The organism is Paenibacillus sp. FSL R5-0914 (assembly GCF_038004525.1).
Lineage (GTDB): Bacteria > Bacillota > Bacilli > Paenibacillales > Paenibacillaceae > Paenibacillus_AQ.
The window spans coordinates 1,575,954-1,600,499 of record NZ_JBBORH010000002.1 but is presented as its reverse complement, the minus strand read 5'-3'; the positions used below and the strand labels follow the sequence as shown (position 1 = coordinate 1,600,499).

Below are 24,546 nucleotides of genomic sequence, written 5' to 3'. Positions count from 1 at the left end.
AGTTACTCCTGATCGTATCCTCATGATTGTTCCGCACGTGATCATGATTATAACCTAAATAGTGGCAAATACCTTCCTTGATGATTATCCCTTGATTATAGACGTCGGCTTGTCGGACGCTTATCTTGAAGGTACGCACAAATAACACGAAGGTGGAGTCGAAGATGAATCAACCCAAAGGAAATCTTGCGATTGAAATATCTGCCCCGTTGAGAAAGAGACCCTATTTCTGGGGGCAGATACGGAGAAACAAATGGTTGTACGGGATGCTGGCCCCCGGGGTCCTTTACTTCCTATTATTCAAATACGCCCCGATGTGGGGACTTCTCTTGGCTTTCAAGGATTATCAGCCTTTCTTGGGCTTTTTCGGCAGTCAGTGGGTTGGCATGAAACACTTCGAGCGGCTATTCCATGATCCCGCGTTCTGGATGCTTCTGAGGAATACCCTGGTACTGGCCGGATACAATATTCTATTCTTCTTTCCTGCACCGTTCCTGCTCTCTCTTATGATTAATGAAGTGCGCCGTGAGAAATTAAAAAGAACCATACAGACCGTCATCTACATCCCGCATTTTGTCTCATGGGTCGTGGTAGTCGGCATCGCCTATACCTTCTTTACAATCGACGGCGGACTGGTGAATGAAGCCATTATGGCAATGGGTGGAGATAAGATCAATTTTCTCGCCAGTTCAGGCTGGTTTAGAACCATGGTTACATTGGAGGTGATTTGGAAGGAGACGGGATGGGGAACCATTATATTTCTTGCAGCCTTGGCAGGAGTTGATCCCCAGATATATGAAGCGGCAAAAATGGATGGTGCAGGAAGGTTGCGACAATTATGGCATGTGACACTTCCGGCCATTCGCTCCACCATTATTATTCTTTTCATCCTCCGGTTGGGAAGCTTTTTGGATACGGGCTTTGAGCAAATTTTCCTGATGCTAAATCCGATTAACCGTGAGGTCGGAGAAGTGTTTGATACTTATGTATATACGGCGGGGATTACGCAAGGGCAGTTCAGTTTCAGTACCGCTGTTGGCCTTTTTAAGTCGCTGGTTGGATTTGTACTGGTCATCGGTTCCAACTGGTTGGCCAAAAGATTCGGCGAGGAAGGAGTGTATTAATCTATGAATCAACAAAACCGAAGCTGGAGCACCCGTATGTTTGACGGGATCAATGTCGCAATCCTGCTATTGGTATCGGCTGTGATGATCATCCCGTTTATTTACATCATATTGATTTCCTTCGCTACAGAGCAGGAGGTGCTGTCCAAGAGCTTCCTCGTATTTCCAACGAAATTCTCGTTAGAGGGCTACCGATATATCTTCTCTACTCCAATATTGCTGCGCAGCCTGGCAGTTACCATTGGGGTGACTGTGATCGGGACATTGGTGAACCTGCTGCTGACTGTGCTGATGGCGTATCCACTTGCCCGCAAAGATCTTTACGGACGGCGCGTTGTCATGCTCATGGTTATCTTCACAATGCTATTCAACGCCGGTATTGTACCTACTTTTTTGATTGTCAAAGAGCTGCACCTTACCAATACCTACTGGGCGCTTATTATTCCCAGCGCGATCAGTGCTTTTAATATGATCATCATCAAAAATTTCTTCCAGCAGTTGCCTGACGGCCTGGAGGAATCGGCCAAGATTGACGGTTGCAATGACCTTGGGATTTTATTCCGTATAGTCATCCCACTATCTCTGCCTGCGCTGGCAACCTTTTCACTGTTTTACGCAGTAACTCATTGGAATACCTTTCTGAGCGCTATTTTGTATATCAACGATTCGAATAAATGGCCGATCCAGGTCCTGCTAAGACAGATTGTGATTCTCTCGGAGAAGGGGTTGTCTGATATGAGCGAGGCCCCTCCGCCGCCGTCCAAGATTATCAATATGGCGGTTATTGTGTTCTCCACCGTCCCGATTCTGTCAATTTATCCATTTTTGCAAAAGCACTTTGCCAAAGGAGTGCTGCTAGGTTCGGTTAAAGGATGACCCTATTCATCTTTTAATACAATATCTTCAATATAATGAGGGGGAGTAAGACATGAAACAGTTAAGCTACAAAATGTTCCTGACAGGTCTCTTAGTCATTCTGACAGCCGCAAGTTTGTCGGCGTGTGGAAGCAAACAGGAAGGGAAGAGCCCGCAGGCAGGTGGACAATTTTCATTTACAATGATGAACCAGTATTCCTCGACTGAGCCGCCCAAAGCCGACAATTCGATTATCAAGCAAATCGAAGAGTATACGAATACCAAAATCAATGTCACTTGGGTTCCGGCGTCTGCTTACAATGACAAGGTCAACGTCTCTATCGCCTCCAATGATCTACCCCAGGTACTGATGATTGGGGATACCAAGTCCTCATCTATCATCAATGCGGAGCGGTCGGGTATGTTCTGGGAGATCGGACCTTATATCAAGGACTATCCTAATCTGAGCAAGTACAACACCAATGAACAGGTACTGAAGAATATATCGGTAGATAGCAAGGTTTACGGTTTGTACCGCGCCAGAGCTTTGGCCCGCCAAGGCATAACCTTCAGGCAGGATTGGTTAGATAATCTAGGCTTGCAGCAACCCAAGACCATCGATGATCTCTATAATGTTATCCGCGCATTTGCCCTAGACGATCCGGACAAAAATGGAAAAAACGATACATTCGGGCTGGTGGAAGCCGAGGATTCCGGCGGCGCAGGGTCCACAGGTCTCCTTGGATTCCAGACCATCGCGTCCTTCTTCGGAGCGCCCAACCAATGGGATATTCAGGATGGCAAAGCAGTTCCCGAGTCTATGACTAAAGAAAATATGGAAGCCATGAAGTTCTATAGGAAGCTGTATGAGGAAAAGCTGATTAATCAGGATTTTGCGGCTACCAAAGTCAACAAACAGCAAGAGCAATTCTTCCAAGGTAAGGCCGGGATGCTGTTCACCACCCTTGACTTCGTGATCACAGGAGGAAACGAGCTGAAGAAGGCCAATCCTGACGCCAAAATTGATATTGTCAGCAGAATTCAAGGACCAAAGGGGGAACAGGTATTTGCGACCACTGGATATAACGGAATGTTCGTGTTCCCAAAGGCTACAGTCAAGTCGGAGGCGGAGCTGAAACAGCTTCTTGGTTTCTTTGACAAAATCGTCGATGACCAAATGTTGTATACCTGGACGTGGGGTATCGAGGGGGTCCATTACACCAAAGGAGAGGACGGAGAACCGAAAATCACTGACCAAACAGCGTATGCCAACGAGGTATCTCCACTAAAGCAGCTGCCTACCTATGATGGTGCGCTGATGATCTGGAAAGGGAAGGGGGAGACGGACAATAAATTCCGTACCATGATGAAAGAAAACGAGGCCATTGCCGTATCCAACCCGGTGGAGCCCCTGATCTCTCAGACCGCTGTGGAAAAGGGAACGGAGCTGAACAAGATCATAACTGACGCCCGTGTCAAATTTATTATGGGAACTCTTGATGAAGACGGCTTCAATAAAGAAGTGGAGAAGTGGCGCTCTCAGGGCGGGGACCAGATGATCAAGGATTATACGGAGCTGTATGCGAAGCAGGCTAAGAAATAATGTGGCTATTTAAAGAAAATGAGGTGCGTTATGAGTTATTTGCTGGAGGACTTTGCATTTGATCTGCGGGCTTGTCTTGCGCCTAAGGAGCATATTTGGGTATGTAGCGGTTATAGCACCGTAGCTCCGGAACGAAATATGGTAATGGGAGTTAAGGGGTGCTACTCGCCCCCTTTTGCCGCTAAGGATCTGCATGCTGGGATTCACATGATCGTGAACGACCACGATATTGAGGATACAGGAAACTTGGGCAAGGGAGACTGCGGAGTACTTTACGCCGAAGAGCGCTGGCGCCCCGATCGAATTTTCCGCCGTGGCACATACCATCATTTTATCGGAGAAAGGCTGATTTCCTTAAGCGTTTGCAGTGAGCTGGTTCCATTATTGAACGTCCATGGATTTGTTCTGAAGGTGACCATCCGCAACCGCAGCGGCAGCCCGGTGCCAGTTAGGTTGCGTCCCCGAGTTACACCGGGCAGCCCGGCTTATGTAGCTTATGACTTGTGGGACTATGGCTGGCCAGAGGCGGCAGCAGCGCCAGCTCAGGAATTGGAGCCTGGCTTGTGCGAACGCGAATCTGGGGGCTTGACCTTTGCAGTGTCCGGTGTTTGGGAGAATGAACAGGTCCGAGTAACTCTGCTGCGGGAAGGAGTTTGGGAAGCGGAGCTGGCCGACGGGGAAGATCTGGAGGTACGTCTTGGCATCATCATGACCGAGTCTGGAAATCCATTTTGCCCGGATGAGACGCTGGCAGAGCTGGAGCAGCGGACGACAGTAGGTTGGGAGAAGCGATTGGAGGATGCCGGCAAACGTCTGCCTTACTTGCAATCCGATATTCCTGGGCTGGAGGATTATTATAAACGTTCGCTTATTAGCGGTCTCGTATGTTTATGGGAAAACCCTGAGTTCGTCATGACGCCGTTTCCTGCGGTATCTGGTATGGAGGGGGCGGGCATATGCTGCTATCCGTGGGATGTTGGCGGCTACGCAGCCAAAACGATGGTTCTTCTGCTTGGCAAGGAGAAGAGCCTGGAGTTGGCCAGACTGATGGTGGCAAGTGGAATTGACCGCCACTCTCGGTTTGCCCCAACCGGCAGAGGAGCGGACGTCCCTTACTCCTATAGCCTGTGGTCCTTTATCCATTTTGCTTGGTCCGCTATTGTGCTCCATGGGGAAGGGAGCGATCTGTTCCCGGCGATGAGACTGCTAACACTGTATGATGACCAGCGCCTTACCGAATGGAATGATTTGCTGGATTACGGTTTGCAGCATAATTTGCTCGAAATGCGCGGGGCGGGCTATGAGCACATTGTAGCCAGCCCTAATGCCGAGCGGGCCTGGAGCTACGACCGTCTGGCGGAGTTGGCATTGCATTTAGGAGCAGACCATGAGCCGGTTAAGGAGTGGCGGGAAAAGGCGGAGCGGATTCGAAAGTCAATCCGGGAGCATCTGTGGGATGATGAGGCTGGCTGGTTCAAGGCACTCTATCCCGGGGGCCACGAGGAAATAATCTACTCGATCCAATATTATGACGCTTTGCGCTTTGGCGCTTGTACTGAGACCATGATGGCCGGAATGCTCAGACAGGTAACAGACGATGCATTCCTCGGAGCTTACGGAGTAAGCAGTGTATCCGCCAGGGATGAACTTCATTATGAACTGAATGATCCGGACTGGTCCGGCAGTGGATCATACACGGGAGACGGACCGATGCTGGCTTTGACTTTATGGGAAAATGGCCAAAGTGGACCAGCTTGGAATGTACTGAAGCGTTTACTGTGGATGGGAAGGCATCTGCCCTATTATCCGCAAGAGCATTATTGTGACAGGCCTGCTGTACCTGCACATAAACGGGCCAATGTGGTGGCGGGGTTATCGGGGATGGAAGCTCTACTGTTCGGTATGGCGGGTATCGAACCAGGATTGGACGGCAGCTTATGGATACGTCCGAACCCGCCGGAGGAAGGTACGGTACGCGTTTCCGGTTTCCTATTCAGGGGACAAAGCATTGACGTCAGCATGAACCCCGGATATTGCGAGATTTCATGCAATGGCAGCATCGTTTATAGCGGTGCTCCGCAACGAGTATGGGTAGGTCGTTTTTCCGCAGAGGAGAGAGAAGTTACGGATTTAGGGGGTCTAACGATATGAACAAAGAGTCTTTTGATTTTGATATTATCATCGCGGGTGCGGGTGTCGGAGGTATTAGCGCGGCGCTTGCTGCTGCAAGATTGCAGATGAGGGTGCTACTGATCGAACAAGCCGGGGAAGTGGGGGGAACAGGTGTATTCTCGAGTGTATCCTTAATATGCAACTTCCGGGATTCACGGGGAAAACCGATTACCAGCGGCATTCACCGGGAGTTGTTCCCCGCCGCATACACGCATTACAATGAGAAGCTCGTTCCTACCTATGATGAGCAGGAGTTGAAGGCTGCATATGAGGGGCTATTGGCTTCCGAACCGACCCTTACGCTGTGGACCGACTGTAAGGTCTTCCAAGTTGATATGAAGAATGGACGAATTGTCCGTCTGCATATTCAGGGCAGCCGAACAACTGCGGTTACCGCTAAGATATACCTCGACGCCACTGCCGACGGCAATCTTTCCGCGTTGGCGGGATTGGAGTACAAACTGGGCAGAGAAGGCGACGGTAAGCTGCAGTCCGCCACTGCCACCTTCAAGGTCAGCGGTATAGACTGCTCCCGGCTGAAGGAGCCGGATATTCGGCAGTGGTCAGCCATTCATTCGTTGCGAAGGGAGCTGTTGCCTTATTACCTCGACATGAAAGCGGCAGGCCTCACCGGCAACACCCGGCAGAGCATTACTTGTTTTCCTTATCCAGATGGAAAAGCCCTGCTGTTCAACTCTACTTCGGTGCTGGATGTAGACCCCACCCGGCCGGAAACAGTTATTAGAGGGAAAGAAGAAGGTATTCGGCAGGCGCAGGAGCTGTTTGAGGCTATTAAGCAGCATCCCGCTTTCCATCATGCCCAGCTGGAATATATCGCCCCTAAGCTGGGTATCCGAGAGGGGCGGCGAATTGTCGGAGAATACGAACTGACTGCAGAGGACTGCCTGCAGAGCAGGCGCTTTGATGATATGGTGGCAGCATGCGCTTATTCCTTGGATATTCATAGTCCGGATGGAGGCGCCAGTAGGCTTGAGAGCATCCCTGAGCCAGGCTACTACCATATTCCATACCGTTCGCTTATCCCCAAGGGCTGCACCAATCTATTACTCAGCTCCCGATGCATCAGCGGCACCCACGAAGCTCACAGCTCCTACCGGATCATGGCCTCGGTAAGCGCCATCGGGGAAGCATCGGGTACAGCTGCTGCGCTCTATGTATTCCAGGGGCTACAGAATGTCCGGAAGGTTCAAACTTCCCACATCCGGTTCCTTCTCCAGCTGCGTGGTCAATTTATAGAAGGAGAGGTGGAGCGGATTCCAATGCCAGCAAGCTCTGCATGGGCGGAAGAGATAAATTAATACGGAAAAACTCTAATTATCTTTGATAACGCTTACGGAGTCATTTGTGATTGAGTTCCAGTTCAAGATAAGGGAGTGAACGTCATGTTCGTGAAAAAGTTGATGATCCGTTTGGTACTTGTCTTGCTTGTGTCAGTCAGTGTTATTGGGGCGGTAGCACCCCATACCGTCGCTGCCCAGCCCCAGGTCGACGTAATTTTGAGCTCACCCCCAATATACAGCGGTGTTAACAAGGCTTGGCCTGGTGACGCAGACAAAGACCCGACACACGCTGCGACGACCAGGAACGGCAGGGAGTGCTGGACGACGTCACAAGATCCGCTAAATCCCTTTCTCTACATTGATGTAGGGAGCTCCGCGAAACCTGATGGCGCGACGTACGCAATCGTGTCCGTTGACTACTTTGACGCAGCGGCGACGACCATGGCCATCGAGTATGACGGTCAAAACAACGCATACCAGGCCACCCCTTGGATACCTACAAGCGGCAGTCAGACTTGGAAAAATCAGATTTTTGAACTGAACGGAATTAGGTTCGCAAATGGCACAAACGGTGCAGATTTCCGTCTGCGCGTTCACAGTATCAATGGCGTCATGCCGGAAATCTGTTTCGCGCGAGTCCAGGTGACTTTTGCAACGACCCCAGCGCTATCCGTGATGAACCCGAGTCTGCTCTTCACAACCAATTCCGCAAACCTGGATTTTGGCACAGTGGGTGACTTGGTTTCATATGAAATTACGGATGATCAGGGCGTGAGTCTTCGCACGGGATCTGTACCCGTAGGGGCTGACGGACATGCTTCGCTATCGGTGCAGGACCTCGGTCCGGGATTTTACAACCTCACTTTCTCAAGCCTGATTGATGACCAGACGGTAACGCGCACCACAACGTTTGGCATTGTGACCCCGACGCCAGCCGGCGCCTTAAGCCCTGATTCCTTCTTCGGGATCGACACACACTTTGGTCACTACAAATCCCTTGAAGACGGACTCATGAATTCTCTGGCGACAATCGGCTATGGCCACATTCGCAGCGATATTAACTGGTCATTAATTGAAAAGCAGCCAGGCGTGTACAACTGGGCTGGGTATGGTTTTGAAGCCAAGTCACAACAGTCTCTTGAACTCGGCATGACTCCCCAGGGTGTTCTGGCCTACAACAATGCAAATTATGACAACGGGAAAACGCCGAGCTCCGCGGCTGGCCTAGCCGCGTTTGGTCAGTTCGGAAAAGCTGCCGCCGAGCACTACAAAGGGAAGGTCAGCGATTTCAACATCTACAACGAGTTCAATGGCACCGGCTTCAACAACGGTGCTTGCGGTACTACTGCAGCCTGCTATGTACAGATGCTTCAGGCTATGTACGGCCCCATTCACGAAGGAAACCCCGACGCGAATGTCATAGGCCCGATTCCATCTACCATTGACGATAACTGGAATAATGCCTTTTTCGCTGCCGGCGGCATCAACTACATTGATACGTTCGCGACGAATGTCTACGGTTACGCTCTCAAGGGGGCAAACACCCCGCCCGAGCAAACCCTATTGGTATCGAAGCTTCCTGCGTTGGTGCAGCAGGTGAGGCAGGCGGCTGGAAATCGGCATGTCCCCGTGTGGATTACGGAGAACGGTTGGCCCACGTATGCCCCTGGCTCTACGGAGCTCCAGCAAGCGGATAATCTGGTGCGTGCTCAGGTGCTGGCAAAGGCAGCAGGCGTGGATGTCTTCAGTTGGTACTCGGCTATGGATGACGGTACGGACCCCAATAATAGGGAACATCACTTTGGACTGTTCGGGCAACCCGTCGATGGCGTAGTCGGCGTAGCTCCGAAACCGGGAGCTGTCGCAAACGCTGTGCTCATTCGCGCGGTGACCGGAAAGACTCTTGGTGCCCGCGACAGCCTCGGCTCCGCTACCGCCTACTCGTATCCGTACACAGGAGGAGGCTCGACGACTCGGGTGATGTGGTCCACGGGCTCCGAGGACATTGCTTTGCATACTACCCAGCCTCTGATCGTCACTGATGAATATGGCTCGGCTCAGACGGTGAATCCGACAGACGGCGCGGTCATTCTGACGCTCAACGGCAGCCCGATCTACGTCACAGGCAATGTTGACAACTTAGGCTTAGCGCAGTCAGCGATCACGATGAAAGTTGCCGACCAGTCGATCAAAGGAGAGGCGGTTCTTGTAACGGTGACTGCAGATCGCTCGGACCGCAGGACGGATCTTCCCAATGAGTTGACGATCATTGCGAACGGGGCACAACCTATAAAGCTTCGAACTTCCCCAGGCAAGGTAACGAGCGCCACTATCAGCGTTCCTGCAACCATGCTCCTTGGCCAGCGAACTATAGCCGTAGATGTAACGAAAGCGAAGCCGGGGAAAGGGGGCAACAATAAGCACGAGCCGAGTCTTGTTGCCGGCTTGAGGGTAACGACAAATGTCGTCAAGCCGTTCGAGATCAGCGTCCAGCCAACAATCACCTCAGATGCGACGTCCCGAAGCTATTTTCTCGACATCGATCTGAAGAATAATCGAACCAGCGCCTTCACGGCGACCCAAGTTACCTACCAAGTTGGGCCGGCATCTGGGGAGGTGCCGGATGTGGCCAATGTCTCTGCGAATGGAACTGCATCGATGCGGTTCCCGCTCTCCGACATTCCGTTGTTCGATTCCCTGAGGTATAGCGTGACCGTCGATAGCGAGAACGGTTCGGACACTTTATCCGGATCGATTTCCTACGCTCCCATCGAGCCCACAGACCACCAATCGTTGCCCGCAATCGACTTGGCGACGCAAGCGACATGGGTATCGATTTCCGGGTCACGAAGCGGCAACAGCGATCTCAGTGGGCATCTGCGCATCAACTACAACAGCGACGCACTTGTGATTGACGCCATGGTCACAGACGATAAACATTTCGGCGCGCGCACTCCAAGCACACTATGGCAGACCGATTCCATCCAGTTCAGTACCTATGACCGAGTGCCAGGACACGCTGGCGGACAGCGTGTTGAAATCGGGGCTGCACTTCTCGACAGCGGACCGTCAGTTTACACCTTCGCGGCGCCGGCCGGCCAGCAGTCGGGACCAACCCCTGGCGCTAAAGCGAACATCGTTCAAGACGGAAGTAACATGCACTACGTCATCTCTGTCCCGTGGACCTCGCTAGGGTTTAGCGGACCGCCGATGCAGACCATTGGAATCTCGTTCCTGGTGAATGACGATGACCGGGGATCCAGTGGCGATTCCCGCGATGGTTTCTTGCAGTGGGGATCAGGAGTCGGCACGACACCGAAGAACCCCTTTTTGTTTCGCCACGCACAGCTGGTACTGTAAAGAACGTATCTGAACCGAAGATGCAGAAGATTTGATTTATAAGCACGGAACAGGACACGAGATAAAAAAACAATAGAGACAGCCGGTAGATCGGCTGTCTTTTTCTATTATAGCGTGCCCAGAGGCAAGCATTATCTAGTTGGTGAAAGTCCAACCAAAGGTGGGGCTACAAAGTCTTATAGGTCCCTTCGGGCTTTCCCTTAACATGGTGAGGTCTTTCGATGGTGGGGCTATTCCAACCGTACTTAACGCAAATAGAAAGGATCCGATTATTCCGAACGTTTGTCCGGTGAGAAGCAACGGGACTATCAGAGCGCTTACGAGCGTGAGCATTATGCGTAAAAAGCAGACATGCAAAGGGCAAGGAAGGAACGGTTCAAAGATGAAGTGCCAATTACAGATGGCTACACAAATCAAACTTTAGAGCGAGATGGCCAATCACATATCGAACATGTCATATCCGCAAAAGAACTTCATGATGACGATTGGCTTCGATTATATCTAGACGTAGATGAACGCAAGGATTTAGCGAATAGCGACAACAATAAGACTTGGACGAATGCCAGTTTAAATAAGTCTAAACAGGACCAAGACCTGATAAAATGGATGGAAACTCCATCTACAAATGACGAAACAAAGACAAACGCGCGCAGTATTATAAAGTAGACTAAGAACAGGCCAAAGAACTTTATTCACAAACTCACCGGGAAAGAAACAAACGTCTATACAACAAAGTCGGGAAGGAAGTCATGGTGCAGTGTGAAAGATTTGCTGAGCAAAAAGAAGAAACAATCCATTAAACTAAAGGACGAGCTTCCAGGACGCCTGAAATCCATTGCCCTCCTTATCACGGACAAATGGAAGGAAGTCATTAAGCAGTTTATAGACGGTGCAATTACTGGATTCGTATCAGAACTAATCATCTTCCTGATCAACAACTTCATTACCACGATGAAACGCATGGTTCGGATCATCAAAGAAGGACTTATGTCCCTTGTTAGTATGATTCGCTTCCTTCTTAATCCACCGGAGGAGATGTTACCGGAAGAGGTCCATCACCAGTGTATGAAGTTGGGGATGTCTATCCTCGTCACATCGGGCGGTATTTTGCTGGAGGAAGTAATCGAAAAGTTTCTCATGGCCCAGGTGTGGATAGCACCGATAGCGAACTTCCATGCACCTGTAATAGCAGGTCTTTCAACGGGACTCATTCTTTCCCTCTTAACTTATGGGATCGACAAACTCGATTGTTCGGTGCACGAGAGAGAAAAATCGACAGACAAATATCGCAATCTATCATGGGCCAGCTTTGGGAAGTTGAAGTGGAGTTAAGCAAGATATATTTATCGAAGAAATCGTCACATCGTTCACTAGTGCCTGTTCAGCTAACTGACAGGATGATGTAGCAATGATCCCGAATTTCTAACTAAGTAAATTATTGGAAGTGAAATATTTATTAGAAATGCTGAGGTGAAAATGAATGATAAGAGAAGTAGAGATGCTTGCTCATTCCATTAAAGAATTGAAGGAGTTTTATGTGGATTCTTTTGGGCTAACTGTAATTAAAGAAAATCAAACTTCATTTAGTGTAAAAGTTGGGGAGTCTAGCCTATCCTTTAAAGAGTCTGAACAAAGCGTAAAACCTATGTATCATTTTGCTTTTAATATACCTGAAAACAAAATGGACGAGGCGGTGCGATGGATAACTCCTAAGGTCCCTATAATACTCGATCAAGACAAGCAAGTAGTGCACTTCAAGGACTGGAATGCCCATTCTATTTATTTCTGTGATCCCGCAGGCAATCTTGTAGAATTGATTGCACGGCATAATTTGAACAATTCAACCGATCAATTATTTTCTCAAGCGAGTTTATTATGCGTAAGTGAAATCGGTTTGCCTGTACCCAACGTTGAAAATGCAGTACTCAAACTATCACATGCAAGGATCTTTCCTTGGCGGGAATATCATAGCAAATTTGCTGCTGTCGGTGACGAGCAAGGGTTGCTTATTGTTGTAAAGGAAGGCAGGGTCTGGTTTATGTCAGACAAAGAATCGTATCCATATAAACTAACAATAAAGACTGATGTCTGTGAAGTTACCCTCGATGATTCAAATGGAATGAATGTCACGAGGTTATAGAACCTACGTAGAAAGGCCGCTTCTTCAACTAACGGGAAACGTTAGTTAAATGAACCAGCGACAGTCGAGGATTTTATCGTCCTTTGCTGTCGCTGTTTCAATTTCTAGGGTCAGTCTAAAACTTATTTTTATGGATTCTGATGGTATGATAGTTCGAAAAGCCTCGTGGAATAAAGACATTCAGTCTAAATGCTGTCAAAAGGAAATAAAGTTGTAGACTGAGAAAATAAAGTATTAGACTGAAGATGTTTCATTGATCGGGTAGGTTAGTTTAACTCAGGAAACAAGAATAGAGAACAAGCGTGCTTTATATATATATATAATATTAGTATAAATCAAAACGAAACGGAAACGGAGATCTGGTTTGCTTGATAAAGCAATGTAGATTCTTCTTTAGTGTAAGAATATTATAAATAACTCAATTTTGGAGGAGTTTGTATGCCATATTGTTAACTTATATTATTTATAAAGTTGGGTTTGGTGAATTAAGACAAGGTTTTGGTACGGCGCTGGCCATGGTCTTGTTCTTAATCATACTGATCATTACAGTCTTCCAGTTGGGCAAATCGCACTTTTTTTGGTTACCTTAGTAGTGGCTATTCTATTTTTCTTTCCTATTTTCTTTAATTTGATGTCGGCCTTTAAGAGTAATGCAGAGATCATGAAGGATGCCATTGCTTTTCCGAAAACCCTTTATCTGGACAGCTTTAAATACCTGTTAACAGAAACAGAGTTTCCACGAGCGATTCTGAACAGTCTGATTCTGACAGCGGTGTCTATCTCCGCACAGGTCTTGATCATTCCCATGGCAGGGTATGCCATTGAACGTAGAAATACTAGATGGACTCGATTTATGTTTGTATATTTTTTGGCCGGAATGATGATTCCTTTTCAGGCGTATATGATTCCTTTGTTCAAAGAGCTTAGAATGCTAGGATTGTACGGTAGCCTTGCGGGACCCATTCTTATTTATGTAGCCAGTGCGGTAGGTTTTGGATGTCTGCTGTATACCAGTTTTGTCAAAGGAATACCTAAAGAAATTGAAGAAGCGGCAGAGATTGATGGCTGTTCTCGGTACGGGATATTTTGGAGAATTGTTTTCCCGCTATTAGGGCCTGTTACGGCAAGTATGGTTGTCTTGAACGGACTTGGAATCTGGAATGATTTCTTGATGCCGATGCTGGTATTACCTTCAGGACAGGCTAAGACGATGGTTGTGGAAATTTACCGTTATATCGGAGAATTCTCTTCCCGTTGGGATATGATTTTTGCGGGAACAGCGATGTCGGTGGTGCCTGTGTTGATTGTGTTTATCGCTTTGCAGAAGTATTTTGTGAAGGGGATTGCGTCGGGAGCGACGAAGGGGTAATTCATAAGAGGGATGTATCCTGTAACCACTTAGTGGACAGCGGAATACACCCCTTTTTTCGTAGGCGTAAAGATCTTTAAAGTGTACTTGGATTCGCAGTTAAACGGCGATAGCCCATTGGCGGGAGACCTGTCCAGCGTTTGAATTGTTTGCTGAAATGGGACACATCACGGTACCCCAGTCGTTGAGCAACCGATTCGACAGATAGACTATTATCCATCAGCAGCAGTTTGGCGTGTCGAATGATTAAGCGTGATAAATATTGCCTTGGTGACATCCCATAGATTTGATGAAAAGCACGATTACAGTGAGTAGTGCTATATCCGAGCTTGGCAGCAATGTCCTCAATACCGCCACCTCTTTCGCCTGTGCTGGCAGCGGTGGAGACGGATTCCTGCAATAGTCCTTCAATAGCGTTAGCTAGTGCAACTGTATTTTCTGTAGCTTCTGTATCTGCTGGGAGAGGCATTTCCGAAAGCACCCAACCGCTGAGCGCGGTCAGAAGCTGCAGTGAAGCATGCAGTGTGATCAAGCGATTTCTATGTGTGTCTTTAGACTCTGACAAGATGGAAGAGTTAATGATTACATCTAGCGCGGAACGGATGGCCAGCAGTTCGGGGGTGTTCCCGCTGAGACTAACAGCATCTGCTGTAAGTAAGGCACGCCGCAAAATCAGGTCATCAATATCAAAATGCAGGCAGTAATAAGTCATGTCACAGTCAGTATTTGAACCCATACTACTATGCTCAACACCGGGACGAATGAATAAAATATCGCCGCTTTTCTGTATAAAAGACTTATTGCCTACCGTCATTTGTTGCTCACCTTGAAGGACAATATTAATCTCAAACATCGGATGAGTGTGTACAGGATATTGCCAATCCAAATTTACTTTTCTCCAATGTGCGGCGAAGATATGAAAGGCTGCTTGAATGTCTGGTGACATCTGACCGTCAATAGAATTATGGAAGGCGGGATCATTCGAGATCATTTCAATCCTCTTTTACAATAAAATTTGGCTTAATTATATCATAGGTTGTTATCGATGTTTGATTTGCCCAAATAATAGAAGGCTTTAGCCCTGTTGCACTTCCAGAAATATCGATAACATGGATATATAGCCCGGAGGTATCCGGGATCATGTTGGAGGGAGTGCATTTATTTATGTCACATAATAAATTCTTTAATGCTCATCATTCACCGATCGGTGCATTTGCGAGTTTTACCTTAGGATTTAAAGGAGCTAGTGGTGGTTTCGATTTGGAGATGGCCAAACCTCCTAGACAGAATATATTCATAGGATTAGAACGCACTGATGGGAAAGGGTATGACACACTACCATTTCACGAGATTGGCGGAGATGACGAGAGCAAACGCTATGACATCGAGAATCCAGACCCCAATCCAGACAAGGAGAATATTCTGTTCCCTTTTCAAGATCGTGAGATTTCTAGAGATTTTCAAGTAGCTACAGACAGCTGGAGTGCGGGGGATCTGACCTTCCGGATTCTCTCTCCAGTTCGATCAGTACCAGATCCTGAAACTGCGTCTGTGGAAGAAATGAAGGAAGTGTTGTTGCCAGCAGTACTAGTTGAGCTCGAAGTGGATAACACCTCATCAGCTACCTCACGTCGCGCGTTCTTTGGTTTTCAGGGAACAGATGTGTATAGCGGAATGAGAAGACTGGATGATGTGTCATCTGAAATTACAGGCGTTGGACAAGGAAGATTTATTGCGATTGCTGCCGAGAAAGGCACTACAAAGTCCGCACTTCATTTCACGATGGAGGATATTCTAAGTGAGGAGCTTCAGGAAAATTGGACCTTTGGACTGGGTCGCGTGGGTGCTTTAATCATGGATGTTCCAGCCGGAGTAAAAGAAACGTACCGGTTTGCGATTTGTTTTCACCGTTCGGGTTATGTTACCTCTGGTATGGATTCTTCCTATTACTATAATCGCTATTTCAACAATGTTGAGGCAGTAGCCGAATATGCATTAGCTAAATTCGATGTTCTTAAACAAGCAGCGGAGAAAGCTAACGAGATGTTAAATCATGCAAACCTATCCGAAGATCAAACCTTTATGCTAGCGCATGCGATTCGTAGTTATTATGGTTCCACACAATTACTGGATAATAAAAATAAGCCGTTCTGGATCGTCAACGAAGGCGAATACCGGATGATGAATACCTTTGATCTGACCGTCGATCAGTTATTCTACGAGCTGCGTCTGAATCCTTGGACGGTTCGTAATGAGCTGGATATGTTCGTAGAGAGATTCAGCTATGAAGATACGGTACGTTTCCCTGGGGATGATACAGAGTATCCAGGTGGAATTAGCTTCACACATGATATGGGTGTAGCCAACGTAGTTTCACGTCCGGGCTATTCCTCCTATGAGTTATATGGCATTGATGGTTGCTTCTCACATATGACACATGAACAATTGGTGAACTGGGTGCTGAGTGCGGCAACTTATTTTGAGCACACAGGTGATCGGAGCTGGATGGAACGTAATCTGAGTATCTTGGAGAAGTGCTTGGATAGTATGTTAAATCGGGATCATCCAGATCCTGAGCAAAGAAACGGTGTTATGGCACTAGATAGCTCACGTACGATGGGTGGAGCAGAGATTACTACCTATGACAGTCTGGATGTCTCTTTAGGTCAGGCTCGCAACAATATTTACTTGGCAGGAAAATGCTGGGCGGCTTACTTAGCTATGGAGAAAATATTTGCAGAGTATGAGCGTGTGGAGCTGTCCAAAACAGCAGGGGTTCAAGCAGAGAAATGCGCCGCAACGATGGTGGCAAGCGTTACAGCAGATGGATATATCCCGGCTGTTATTGGAGAAGGTAACGACTCCAAGATCATTCCAGCTATCGAGGGTCTTGTATTCCCATACTATACGGGTTGTAAAGAAGCTCTTGATCGCAATGGACGGTTCGCCGCATATATCAGCGCACTCGACAAACATCTTCATGCGGTGTTGAAGCCGGGCGTTTGTTTATTTGATGACGGCGGTTGGAAAATCTCATCCACTAGCAATAACAGCTGGCTTAGCAAAATCTATCTCTCGCAGTTCATCGCCCGCAACATTCTGGGACTGGAATGGGATGAACGCGGAGCGGCAGCAGATCGCGCTCATGTGGCATGGCTTACCCATCCAGAATTATCGATCTTCAGCTGGAGTGATCAAATTATTTCCGGGGAGATTACAGGCAGTAAATATTATCCTCGTGGAGTAACAGCGATATTGTGGTTGGATGAGAAGTAGGGATTTGGAGTTTCATTGAATAAATGGCAAACGGACCTCTTATTAGGGGGGGCGTTTGCTTTTTTTTGTTAAATTATGAATTTCTTTTTTTGATTTATATTCCCAAAACTAGTACTATAGTATTAATTTGTAATTAATTCTAATAGGATGCGGAGCGGTGTATATGGTAAAAGTTACACGTACAAGGTTGCGACTAACAATTCGGAAAAAACTGCTCATGATGTCACTCACGCTACTAATTCTTCCCATCGGAATATTAGGAGCAGTTATTTATCAGATTTCAGTCAAAGAAACGAATCAGCTCATTGAGAGTAAACTGAGTTCAAGCGTAAACCTGGCTGTCGCCTTAATTGAGAATTTGGAAAATTCCGTTCAATCGGGGCAGTTGACTGAAGTGGAAGCCCAAGAGCAAGTACGGACCTTACTACTTGGAAACAAAAATGAGGATGGTACTCGGCCTATTAATCAATCAATTGATTTGGGTCCAAATGGCTACTTTTTTATTTTAGATAACAAAGGGGAATTGCTTGCTCATCCCAAACTTGAGGGAGATAATATTTGGGATAAACAAACCTCAAACGGTACTTTTTACATACAGGATTTGATTAAAGCAGCACAGAACGGTGGTGGAGCTACTTACTATAAATGGCCGCTACCTAAATCGGATGGTACTGGAAACGCTGTAGGAGAAGAAGCGTTGAAAATATCTTATGCTAAACTATCGCCCTCTTGGGGCTGGGTCGTAGCAGCAGGCTCTTATATGCAAGACTATAATACCGGGCAACAAACCATTCTAAAGGGAATTATTACTACATTGATTGTATGCGTTGTCATCGGAATCGCTGTAATATACATATTTGCACAACATATTTCAAGACCGATTGTACGCATAGCCCGTGAAGCTGAACGGATCGCTCAAGGGGATCTAAGCGGTAAAGCATTGACTGTGCGCAATCGGGATGAGATCGGACAGCTTGGAATCAGCTTTAATCAATTATCGGGTAATATTCGGGAATTAGTTGGGAATTTAACTATAAGCTCGGAGTTATTAGCTTCTTCCTCCAAACAGTTGTCTTCAACGTTAGGTGAAACCACAGCGGCACTTGTTCAGACTTCATCCTCAATGACTGAAGTGGCGAACAATAGTGAGAAACAAGCTTCCTCAACGCAGGAGACTTCCCAATCGATGGAGGAGATGGTAAAAGAGATTCAGCGAGTAGCTGAAGCCTCTACACATGCCTATCAGCTGTCGATGCAAACACTGGAAGAGGCTGATAAAGGAAACAGCCTTATCATTAACTCTTCCGAGCAAATGAACGCAGTAAGTAATACTGTTGTTGATTTAGGGATCACCGTTACTAGTTTAAATGACCAGTCTCAACAAATAGGCACCATCGTCAGTACTATTAAAGGAATATCTGAGCAAACGAATCTATTAGCGCTTAATGCGGCAATTGAAGCTGCTCGATCAGGAGAACAAGGCAGAGGATTTGCAGTGGTAGCTAGTGAAGTCCGTAAGCTGGCAGGACAAACAAGTGAAGCAGCTGAAAGGGTTTCAGTCATGGTTGAAGAAATTATTACGAGTATAGGTCATGCCCATCATTCGATGAGTAAAGGCCAAAATGAAGTCGCAGCAGGGGTTCAAGCGATTGATGATACGGGTAAAGCATTTGAACGCATTTTGCAGGCCACCCGGACCATCGTAGATCAGGTGGAGCAATCCTCGACCGCTGCACAACAGATGTACACGGGCTCCGAACAAATATCTGCTGCGGTGATGGAGGTCGAGCAGGTTTCATTGCACTCAGCTTCGGCTGCACAGACAGTATCTGCTGCCACTCTGGAGCAGCTTGCATCTATGGAGGAAATTGCCGCATCTGCTCGCAAGCTCCAAGAGGGTTCAAATGAGATGCGTGCTTTAGTAAATCAGTTTAAATTGGAATAGATGTTCAGACTTAGAGTTACAGAAATAGAATATGTAAAATATTAAAGAGGGGAATTAACCCCTCTTTTTTGCTGTTCTGACGTAAATAACCTTTTGAATACTATGAGGAAATTAATATAGCTTTTACAGCTCATTGACGCGGAGCGTATACTGGCTTGCTATATTGAAGGGAAAAGGGGGATGAATATGAAAGAAATGGAAGAATCGTCCTTTGCAGCTGCTCAGCCTGTCCTTGCAAGTGATACTTTTGGTTGGGATAAGCTTCAGGTTTCGCAATGGTATAGCCCACAGCAAGCTTTCACCCCATCCTCGGAGTCTAAATATTTAATAGGAATTCACTGCACAGCCTACTACGAAAATTACTACACCATTCATATTACCCCCTGTAATGAGAGCCTTCTTTGCCCTTGGGGCAGAACCTCGCTCTATTTTTTGAAAATAGAAATTACGCCAGCGGTACTCGAAGAGATTGCTCGTGAATCTGGTTATCTAAAGGAAGGCCATATCCAGTTGGACCGCAAATTTCATGTCAAGGATTCCAAGCTACTGCAATTAGGGCTTTGGATGCTGGAGGAATTACAGAATGGCGGTGCCAAAGGAAAAATATATAGCGACTCTTTATCCAACATGTTAATTATTCACTTGTTACAACACTATTCTTCAGTGATTCCCCAGCATTCAAACCGAAAAACGCCAGCCAATCAAGAAATATTTCAGGTCATTCAATTTATGCGTGAGCGTTTAGAAGATGAGATTCAACTGACTGATCTCGCTGGCATGGCTAATATGAGCCAGTCGCATTTTATTCGGATTTTTAAACAACAGACAGGATATACTCCCCATAATTATTTAATTCGCCTGAGAATCGAACGTTCTAAATTTCTTATTCGTTCCGGAAAAATTGGTTTGAAGGAAATTGCATCTCAGGTTGGTTTTGCCGATCAAGGTCATTTTACTAGATTATTCAAACGAGAAACCGGCCTAACCCCAAAGCTGTATGCGAATCAAAGCTCCTCCAAACCTAATCATATGATTTATTGATTTTATTCTTGCAAATGAGAGTTTTGTTCAAGGAAAGAAGTGTTTTGTTCAATTAGAGAGCTGTTGCCAGCTCCTATAATAAGGTTGAAGTAAGGCGCACAAATGCCGAACTACAACCTTATTAGGAGGAGAGAAAACATGAGATTAAAGAGATTATTCAGTCTGATTTGCGCGGGGGTACTTACGACCAGTTCTTTATCTTTAGTAGCATCTGCCACACCAGTCGGACCGGATAACCTAGTAAACACTGAGGTAGAAATCAGTGCAGAGTCAACTTCGACTTCAGCTACAACTGCTGGAACTTGGCATGAAGTATCTAAGCAAACCTTCTGGTTACTTGATGCCCTGGAACGGGGACAAGGGGTGGCTACAGACGGGAATTCATGGATCTTTAATTCCTCGTATGGGCTCTTACGGACTGGACTTGATGGAAAATCCGTAAAAGCACGGAATGAATTGGCTATTCCACTGGAGATTGCCTCCCAAGGTGGAGACCATATCGGTGATATTTCCTACTATAACGGTAAAATATACGCTCCTATTGAAGACGGCAAAAACTATCAGCATCCTTACATCGCCCTCTATGATGTGAACACTTTGAAATATACGGGTACATCCTATGCTTTACCGTTGAATCTGCATATTGGCGGTGTGCCTTGGGTAGCCGTTGATGCTGCTCGCGGTCAGGTCTACACAGCTCAGTGGAGTAATGCAAGCGTCTTGAATGTACTAAGTCTTGATGATATGCATGTGATCACAACCATTCCACTTTCCCAAAGTATTGATCGAATTCAAGGTGCCGAAATGTACAACGGTGTTCTGTATGCTTCTACGGATAACGCAACCCAAACGGTTTATCAGATTGATCCGGAGACTGGAAACGTATCTGTTGCCTTTGATCGCAATCTGCCTAGTGGTACTGAAGCCCAAGGAATTGCTGTATTGCCTACCGCTGATGGTGCACAGCTCCATATTCTTGATGTAGGCTCGAATCGCATTAGTGTGAACTTTCGCCATTATGCATTTTAATTCAAATCCAAGCGAAAAAAGGGGCTAACAGAAATGCTAAAGCAAACCAAAACTATTCTAACACTGCTATCCGTCTCAATGCTGGCAGTAGCGGGCTGCGGACAATCTAATAACAGTACGGCTGAAGCCAAAGAAAATACCGCTCAACCCACAGCAATCGCTGCAACTCCGGAATCCACAGAGACTCCAGCCGTTAAGCCGGTGGAGATTACATTTTATTATCCGGTTAATGTTGGTGGTCCCCTTACAAAAGTAATCGATGGGATGGCTAGTGCATTCATGGAGCAGCACCCGGAAATTAAGGTTAATCCCGTGTACACAGGTAATTACGGTGACAATACCGTGAAAATTCAAGCAGGTGTGCAGGCCAAACAGCCACCGGATGTCGCGGTCATGATGTCAACAGAGCTGTACAGTATGCTCGATATGAATGCAATCATTCCGCTGGATGATTTTATTGCAAAGGACACGGATATTCAGATGGCTGATTTTTATCCCGCCTTTGTAGAGGATACACAGTCTGAAGGTAAAACTTACAGTCTGCCTTTTCAGCGGAGCACGATTGTTATGTACTACAACAAAGAAATGTTCAAAGCCGCAGGACTTGATCCAGAGAAACCACCCACTACATGGGATGAGCTTGTAACCTATGCTAAGAAGCTGAACAAAGACGGTCACGTGGGGCTGGAAATTCCGGGAAATGATGATTCCTATTGGATGTTTCAAATGCTTGCACGGCAAAATGCTTCCGATCCGAAGCAAAACATAATGTCCTCCGATGGCAAAAAAGCGATGTTCGATACGCCGGAGAATGTGGAGGCATTGCAATTCTGGTTAGATTTGTCCCATAAAAATAAGGTGATGCCGGAAGGTGTTATTGATTGGGCAACCGTTCCGACAGATTTCATTCAAGGCAAAACAGCCATGATGATGCATACAAGCGGCAACTTAACCAATGTAAAAAATAACGCGAAGTTCGAATTCGGCGTAGCGTTCCCACCCGCACAAAAGCAATTTGGATCACCTACTGGAGGAGGTAACCTGTATATTTTCAAGGACACATCTCCTGAAAAACAAGCTGCAGCTTGGGAATTTGCCAAATATATGACGGCTTCAGAACAAGCTGCCCTCTTTAGCAGCTCATCCGGTTATGTTGGCGTAAGAAAATCCGCATACGATACAGATGCTATGAAGAAGTATACGGCGGATTTCCCGCAAGCATTGGTAGCGAGAGATCAATTGGAATATGCGTTTCGGGAATTGTCCACTCATAATCATGGTAAAGTATCGACGGCAATTACGAACCAGATTCAAGCGGCATTGGCAGGAGAGATTGATGCAGCAGGTGCACTTAAAAAGGCTCAAGCAGAAGCAGAACAGGCACTTGCTCCCTTCAATAAGTAAGCTTTGAGGTATGGAATACGCCAGGACGGCTCGATAGCTTGTTCTGGCGTCATTACTTTATTCATTAATCGTAGAAACCTTAATCATGGAAGGATTGAATGGTATGAATGCCGGATGGAGTGAGAGGCTTAGACGAAACGGATTCGGCTGGGGACTAGTGTTGCCTTCGCTGCTCTTTCTTTGCTTGTTTACTTATTACCCTATGTTTAAATCGTTCTGGCTTAGCTTTTATGAGAAAAATTTGGCGACTCCTGAGCCTCTGTTCGTCGGTTTTGACAATTACGCTAATCTATTGCACGACAATGTCTTTATGAAGGTGTTCAGTAACAATATATGGTTCGCCATTGGCACAGTACCCACTTCATTAGCTTTGGCTTTCTTGATGGCACTGTTTGCCGACAAGGCGATAAAAGGGCGGGGACTGGCACGTCTTTCATTTTTCTATCCGAATATGATCCCGATGATCGCTGTGGCGAACATCTGGTTGTTTCTGTATACCCCTCATTTTGGGCTCTTTGCCAGACTGGCTTCATGGATCGCGGATCAGCCTGTGAATTTGCTGGGAACACCTGATACGGTGATGGGTGCATTAGTCATTATGATGATTTGGAAAGAAGCCGGATATTTTATGATTTTTTATTTAGCAGGAATGCAGCAGATTCCCAAGGATTTATATGAAGCGGCTGCAGTAAGTGGAGTCGGTACATTCACTTCCATCCGCAGAATCACAATTCCGCTCACGATGCCGACTACGTTGTTCGTGGCTGTTGTGGCGATAACCAATTCTTTTAAGCTGGTAGACCATCTCTGGATTATGACAAAGGGCGGTCCTAATAATGCAAGTAATCTGCTACTTTATTATATCTACGAGTCCACCTTTAATTTCTACGATCAAGGGATGGCCGCATCGATGACTGTGGTCATGATCGTGCTGCTGCTCCTGATTTCCTCTTTGCAGTTTTTTGGCTGGGATCGGAAAATCCATTATGAATAGGAGGTGGAATCCATGGAGGATAATCCACTAAAGCTACCCTTAGTATTAAGGCAGAATACACGCAAAGCTTTAGAAGAGGAGCGCATGCTGAACTCCGAAAGAACGAAGCGCCGAATCGGGCAGATACTGTGGCATGCGGTTGGATTTACGTTTGCCGCGGCTTGGATCATTCCCTTCCTATGGGTGGTCAGAACGGCTTTTCTACCCAAAGACGTCGCTATCGATGCGGGATGGTCTTGGGACTTCACGTTTGTGAATTTGATTCATGTCTGGAATGGAGCACCTTTTGGACGATTTTTTATGAATACATTGCTTGTGTGCGGTGTTGTGCTTGCTGTGCAACTCGTTACAATGACGATGGCTGCTTATGCGTTCGCACGGGTACGATTCGCCTTGAAAGATCTGTTATTCATGTTATTTTTGGTGCAAATTATGGTGCCGCCAGATGTACTTATCTTTTCCAACTATCAGGTGTTGAACGAAATGGGTCTGCTGGATACCAAGCTGGGGATTATGCTACCTTACTTTGCCTCCTCCTTTGGAGTGTTTCTGTTAAGGCAATCCTTCAAGCAATTACCCTATGAGCTGGATGAAGCTGCCCGGGTGGAAGGCGCCTCACGCCTGCATATTCTTTCAAGAATCTATGTCCCACTGTCACGCCCGATTTATGTGTCCTTTGCGATCGTGTCGGTCAGCTTTCATTGGAATGATTTCTTGTGGCCCCTTATTGTAACCAATTCGGAGGAGAATCGCTTATTAACTGTAGGCTTGGCGATGTTCGCAAAAGCCACAGAGTCGGGTGCACAGTGGTCTGATGTCTGCGCGGCTACGTTGATTGTTTCGGCACCCTTAATGATTGGATTTTTATTGTTCCAGCGGCAAGTGATAGGTAGTTTTATGAGCTCTGGCATTAAAGGTTAGGAGGAGGCATTT

At 46.8% G+C, this 24,546-nt stretch carries 18 protein-coding genes; 17 read left to right on the top strand and 1 reads right to left on the bottom strand.

Annotation, left to right across the window (positions count from 1 at the left end; all coding sequences use genetic code 11):
- The first annotated feature begins 164 nt into the window (after positions 1–164).
- From MKX60_RS23225 to MKX60_RS23180, 10 genes are all read left to right on the top strand, one after another.
- The gene (locus MKX60_RS23225) at positions 165–1,124 is read left to right on the top strand and encodes an ABC transporter permease (RefSeq protein WP_076286698.1); all 960 of its coding nucleotides are present in this window, start codon (positions 165–167) and stop codon (positions 1,122–1,124) included.
- 3 nt (positions 1,125–1,127) lie between these two features.
- Positions 1,128–2,000 carry a carbohydrate ABC transporter permease gene (locus MKX60_RS23220; protein WP_076286699.1) on the top strand — a complete coding sequence of 291 codons (873 nt, stop codon included), beginning with the start codon at positions 1,128–1,130 and terminating at the stop codon, positions 1,998–2,000.
- Between the two features lie 52 nt (positions 2,001–2,052).
- Complete coding sequence (locus tag MKX60_RS23215) at positions 2,053–3,582, top strand: extracellular solute-binding protein (protein WP_076286700.1); 1,530 nt, start codon at positions 2,053–2,055, stop codon at positions 3,580–3,582.
- 30 nt (positions 3,583–3,612) lie between these two features.
- Positions 3,613–5,733, top strand: a complete 2,121-nt coding sequence (locus tag MKX60_RS23210) for an MGH1-like glycoside hydrolase domain-containing protein (RefSeq protein WP_341061099.1) — start codon at positions 3,613–3,615, stop codon at positions 5,731–5,733.
- Entirely contained in the window at positions 5,730–7,073 is a 1,344-nt protein-coding gene (locus MKX60_RS23205) for an FAD-dependent oxidoreductase (RefSeq protein WP_076286702.1), read from the top strand. Before MKX60_RS23210 ends, MKX60_RS23205 begins: the two co-directional genes overlap by 4 nt.
- 84 nt (positions 7,074–7,157) lie before the next feature.
- Complete coding sequence (locus tag MKX60_RS23200; RefSeq protein ID WP_341061098.1) at positions 7,158–10,415, top strand: hypothetical protein; 3,258 nt, start codon at positions 7,158–7,160, stop codon at positions 10,413–10,415.
- A 351-nt stretch (positions 10,416–10,766) separates the two neighbouring features.
- A complete protein-coding gene (locus MKX60_RS23195; protein ID WP_341061097.1) occupies positions 10,767–11,081 on the top strand; it encodes a hypothetical protein in 315 nt (104 codons plus the stop codon).
- Positions 11,082–11,174: 93 nt separating this feature from the next.
- Positions 11,175–11,747, top strand: coding sequence for a hypothetical protein (locus tag MKX60_RS23190; RefSeq protein WP_340970620.1), 573 nt, complete (start codon positions 11,175–11,177; stop codon positions 11,745–11,747).
- Positions 11,748–11,895: 148 nt separating this feature from the next.
- Positions 11,896–12,555 carry a VOC family protein gene (locus MKX60_RS23185; RefSeq protein ID WP_341061095.1) on the top strand — a complete coding sequence of 220 codons (660 nt, stop codon included), beginning with the start codon at positions 11,896–11,898 and terminating at the stop codon, positions 12,553–12,555.
- A 592-nt stretch (positions 12,556–13,147) separates the two neighbouring features.
- Positions 13,148–13,924: a carbohydrate ABC transporter permease gene (locus tag MKX60_RS23180; RefSeq protein ID WP_445670768.1), complete on the top strand. Its 777-nt coding sequence runs from the start codon at positions 13,148–13,150 to the stop codon at positions 13,922–13,924.
- 76 nt (positions 13,925–14,000) lie between these two features.
- On the opposite strand, the gene MKX60_RS23175 is transcribed toward MKX60_RS23180, so the two are convergent.
- Positions 14,001–14,915 carry an AraC family transcriptional regulator gene (locus MKX60_RS23175; RefSeq protein WP_341061094.1) on the bottom strand — a complete coding sequence of 305 codons (915 nt, stop codon included), beginning with the start codon at positions 14,913–14,915 and terminating at the stop codon, positions 14,001–14,003.
- Positions 14,916–15,088: 173 nt separating this feature from the next.
- Here MKX60_RS23175 and MKX60_RS23170 point away from each other — a divergent pair, with 173 nt between their 5' ends.
- From MKX60_RS23170 to MKX60_RS23140, 7 genes are all read left to right on the top strand, one after another.
- The gene (locus MKX60_RS23170) at positions 15,089–17,200 is read left to right on the top strand and encodes a glycoside hydrolase family 52 protein (protein ID WP_341061092.1); all 2,112 of its coding nucleotides are present in this window, start codon (positions 15,089–15,091) and stop codon (positions 17,198–17,200) included.
- A 163-nt stretch (positions 17,201–17,363) separates the two neighbouring features.
- Entirely contained in the window at positions 17,364–19,145 is a 1,782-nt protein-coding gene (locus tag MKX60_RS23165) for a methyl-accepting chemotaxis protein (protein WP_341061091.1), read from the top strand.
- Between the two features lie 186 nt (positions 19,146–19,331).
- Positions 19,332–20,186 carry an AraC family transcriptional regulator gene (locus tag MKX60_RS23160; protein WP_052404329.1) on the top strand — a complete coding sequence of 285 codons (855 nt, stop codon included), beginning with the start codon at positions 19,332–19,334 and terminating at the stop codon, positions 20,184–20,186.
- A gap of 138 nt (positions 20,187–20,324) precedes the next feature.
- Complete coding sequence (locus MKX60_RS23155; RefSeq protein ID WP_076300873.1) at positions 20,325–21,215, top strand: DUF6923 family protein; 891 nt, start codon at positions 20,325–20,327, stop codon at positions 21,213–21,215.
- Between the two features lie 33 nt (positions 21,216–21,248).
- The gene (locus tag MKX60_RS23150; protein WP_341061089.1) at positions 21,249–22,619 is read left to right on the top strand and encodes an ABC transporter substrate-binding protein; all 1,371 of its coding nucleotides are present in this window, start codon (positions 21,249–21,251) and stop codon (positions 22,617–22,619) included.
- 103 nt (positions 22,620–22,722) lie between these two features.
- Positions 22,723–23,613, top strand: a complete 891-nt coding sequence (locus MKX60_RS23145; protein ID WP_042189146.1) for a carbohydrate ABC transporter permease — start codon at positions 22,723–22,725, stop codon at positions 23,611–23,613.
- Between the two features lie 84 nt (positions 23,614–23,697).
- Entirely contained in the window at positions 23,698–24,534 is an 837-nt protein-coding gene (locus tag MKX60_RS23140) for a carbohydrate ABC transporter permease (RefSeq protein WP_081383077.1), read from the top strand.
- Positions 24,535–24,546: the final 12 nt, after the last annotated feature.

Coding starts and splice junctions, on each gene's coding strand:
- MKX60_RS23170 (WP_341061092.1), top strand. CDS start 15,089: ATGTCACATAATAAATTCTTTAATGCTCATCATTCACCGATCGGTGCA.
- MKX60_RS23165 (WP_341061091.1), top strand. CDS start 17,364: ATGGTAAAAGTTACACGTACAAGGTTGCGACTAACAATTCGGAAAAAA.
- MKX60_RS23155 (WP_076300873.1), top strand. CDS start 20,325: ATGAGATTAAAGAGATTATTCAGTCTGATTTGCGCGGGGGTACTTACG.
- MKX60_RS23220 (WP_076286699.1), top strand. CDS start 1,128: ATGAATCAACAAAACCGAAGCTGGAGCACCCGTATGTTTGACGGGATC.
- MKX60_RS23150 (WP_341061089.1), top strand. CDS start 21,249: ATGCTAAAGCAAACCAAAACTATTCTAACACTGCTATCCGTCTCAATG.
- MKX60_RS23210 (WP_341061099.1), top strand. CDS start 3,613: ATGAGTTATTTGCTGGAGGACTTTGCATTTGATCTGCGGGCTTGTCTT.
- MKX60_RS23195 (WP_341061097.1), top strand. CDS start 10,767: ATGCAAAGGGCAAGGAAGGAACGGTTCAAAGATGAAGTGCCAATTACA.
- MKX60_RS23185 (WP_341061095.1), top strand. CDS start 11,896: ATGATAAGAGAAGTAGAGATGCTTGCTCATTCCATTAAAGAATTGAAG.
- MKX60_RS23175 (WP_341061094.1), bottom strand. CDS start 14,915: ATGATCTCGAATGATCCCGCCTTCCATAATTCTATTGACGGTCAGATG.
- MKX60_RS23225 (WP_076286698.1), top strand. CDS start 165: ATGAATCAACCCAAAGGAAATCTTGCGATTGAAATATCTGCCCCGTTG.
- MKX60_RS23160 (WP_052404329.1), top strand. CDS start 19,332: ATGAAAGAAATGGAAGAATCGTCCTTTGCAGCTGCTCAGCCTGTCCTT.
- MKX60_RS23205 (WP_076286702.1), top strand. CDS start 5,730: ATGAACAAAGAGTCTTTTGATTTTGATATTATCATCGCGGGTGCGGGT.
- MKX60_RS23215 (WP_076286700.1), top strand. CDS start 2,053: ATGAAACAGTTAAGCTACAAAATGTTCCTGACAGGTCTCTTAGTCATT.
- MKX60_RS23145 (WP_042189146.1), top strand. CDS start 22,723: ATGAATGCCGGATGGAGTGAGAGGCTTAGACGAAACGGATTCGGCTGG.
- MKX60_RS23140 (WP_081383077.1), top strand. CDS start 23,698: ATGCTGAACTCCGAAAGAACGAAGCGCCGAATCGGGCAGATACTGTGG.
- MKX60_RS23200 (WP_341061098.1), top strand. CDS start 7,158: ATGTTCGTGAAAAAGTTGATGATCCGTTTGGTACTTGTCTTGCTTGTG.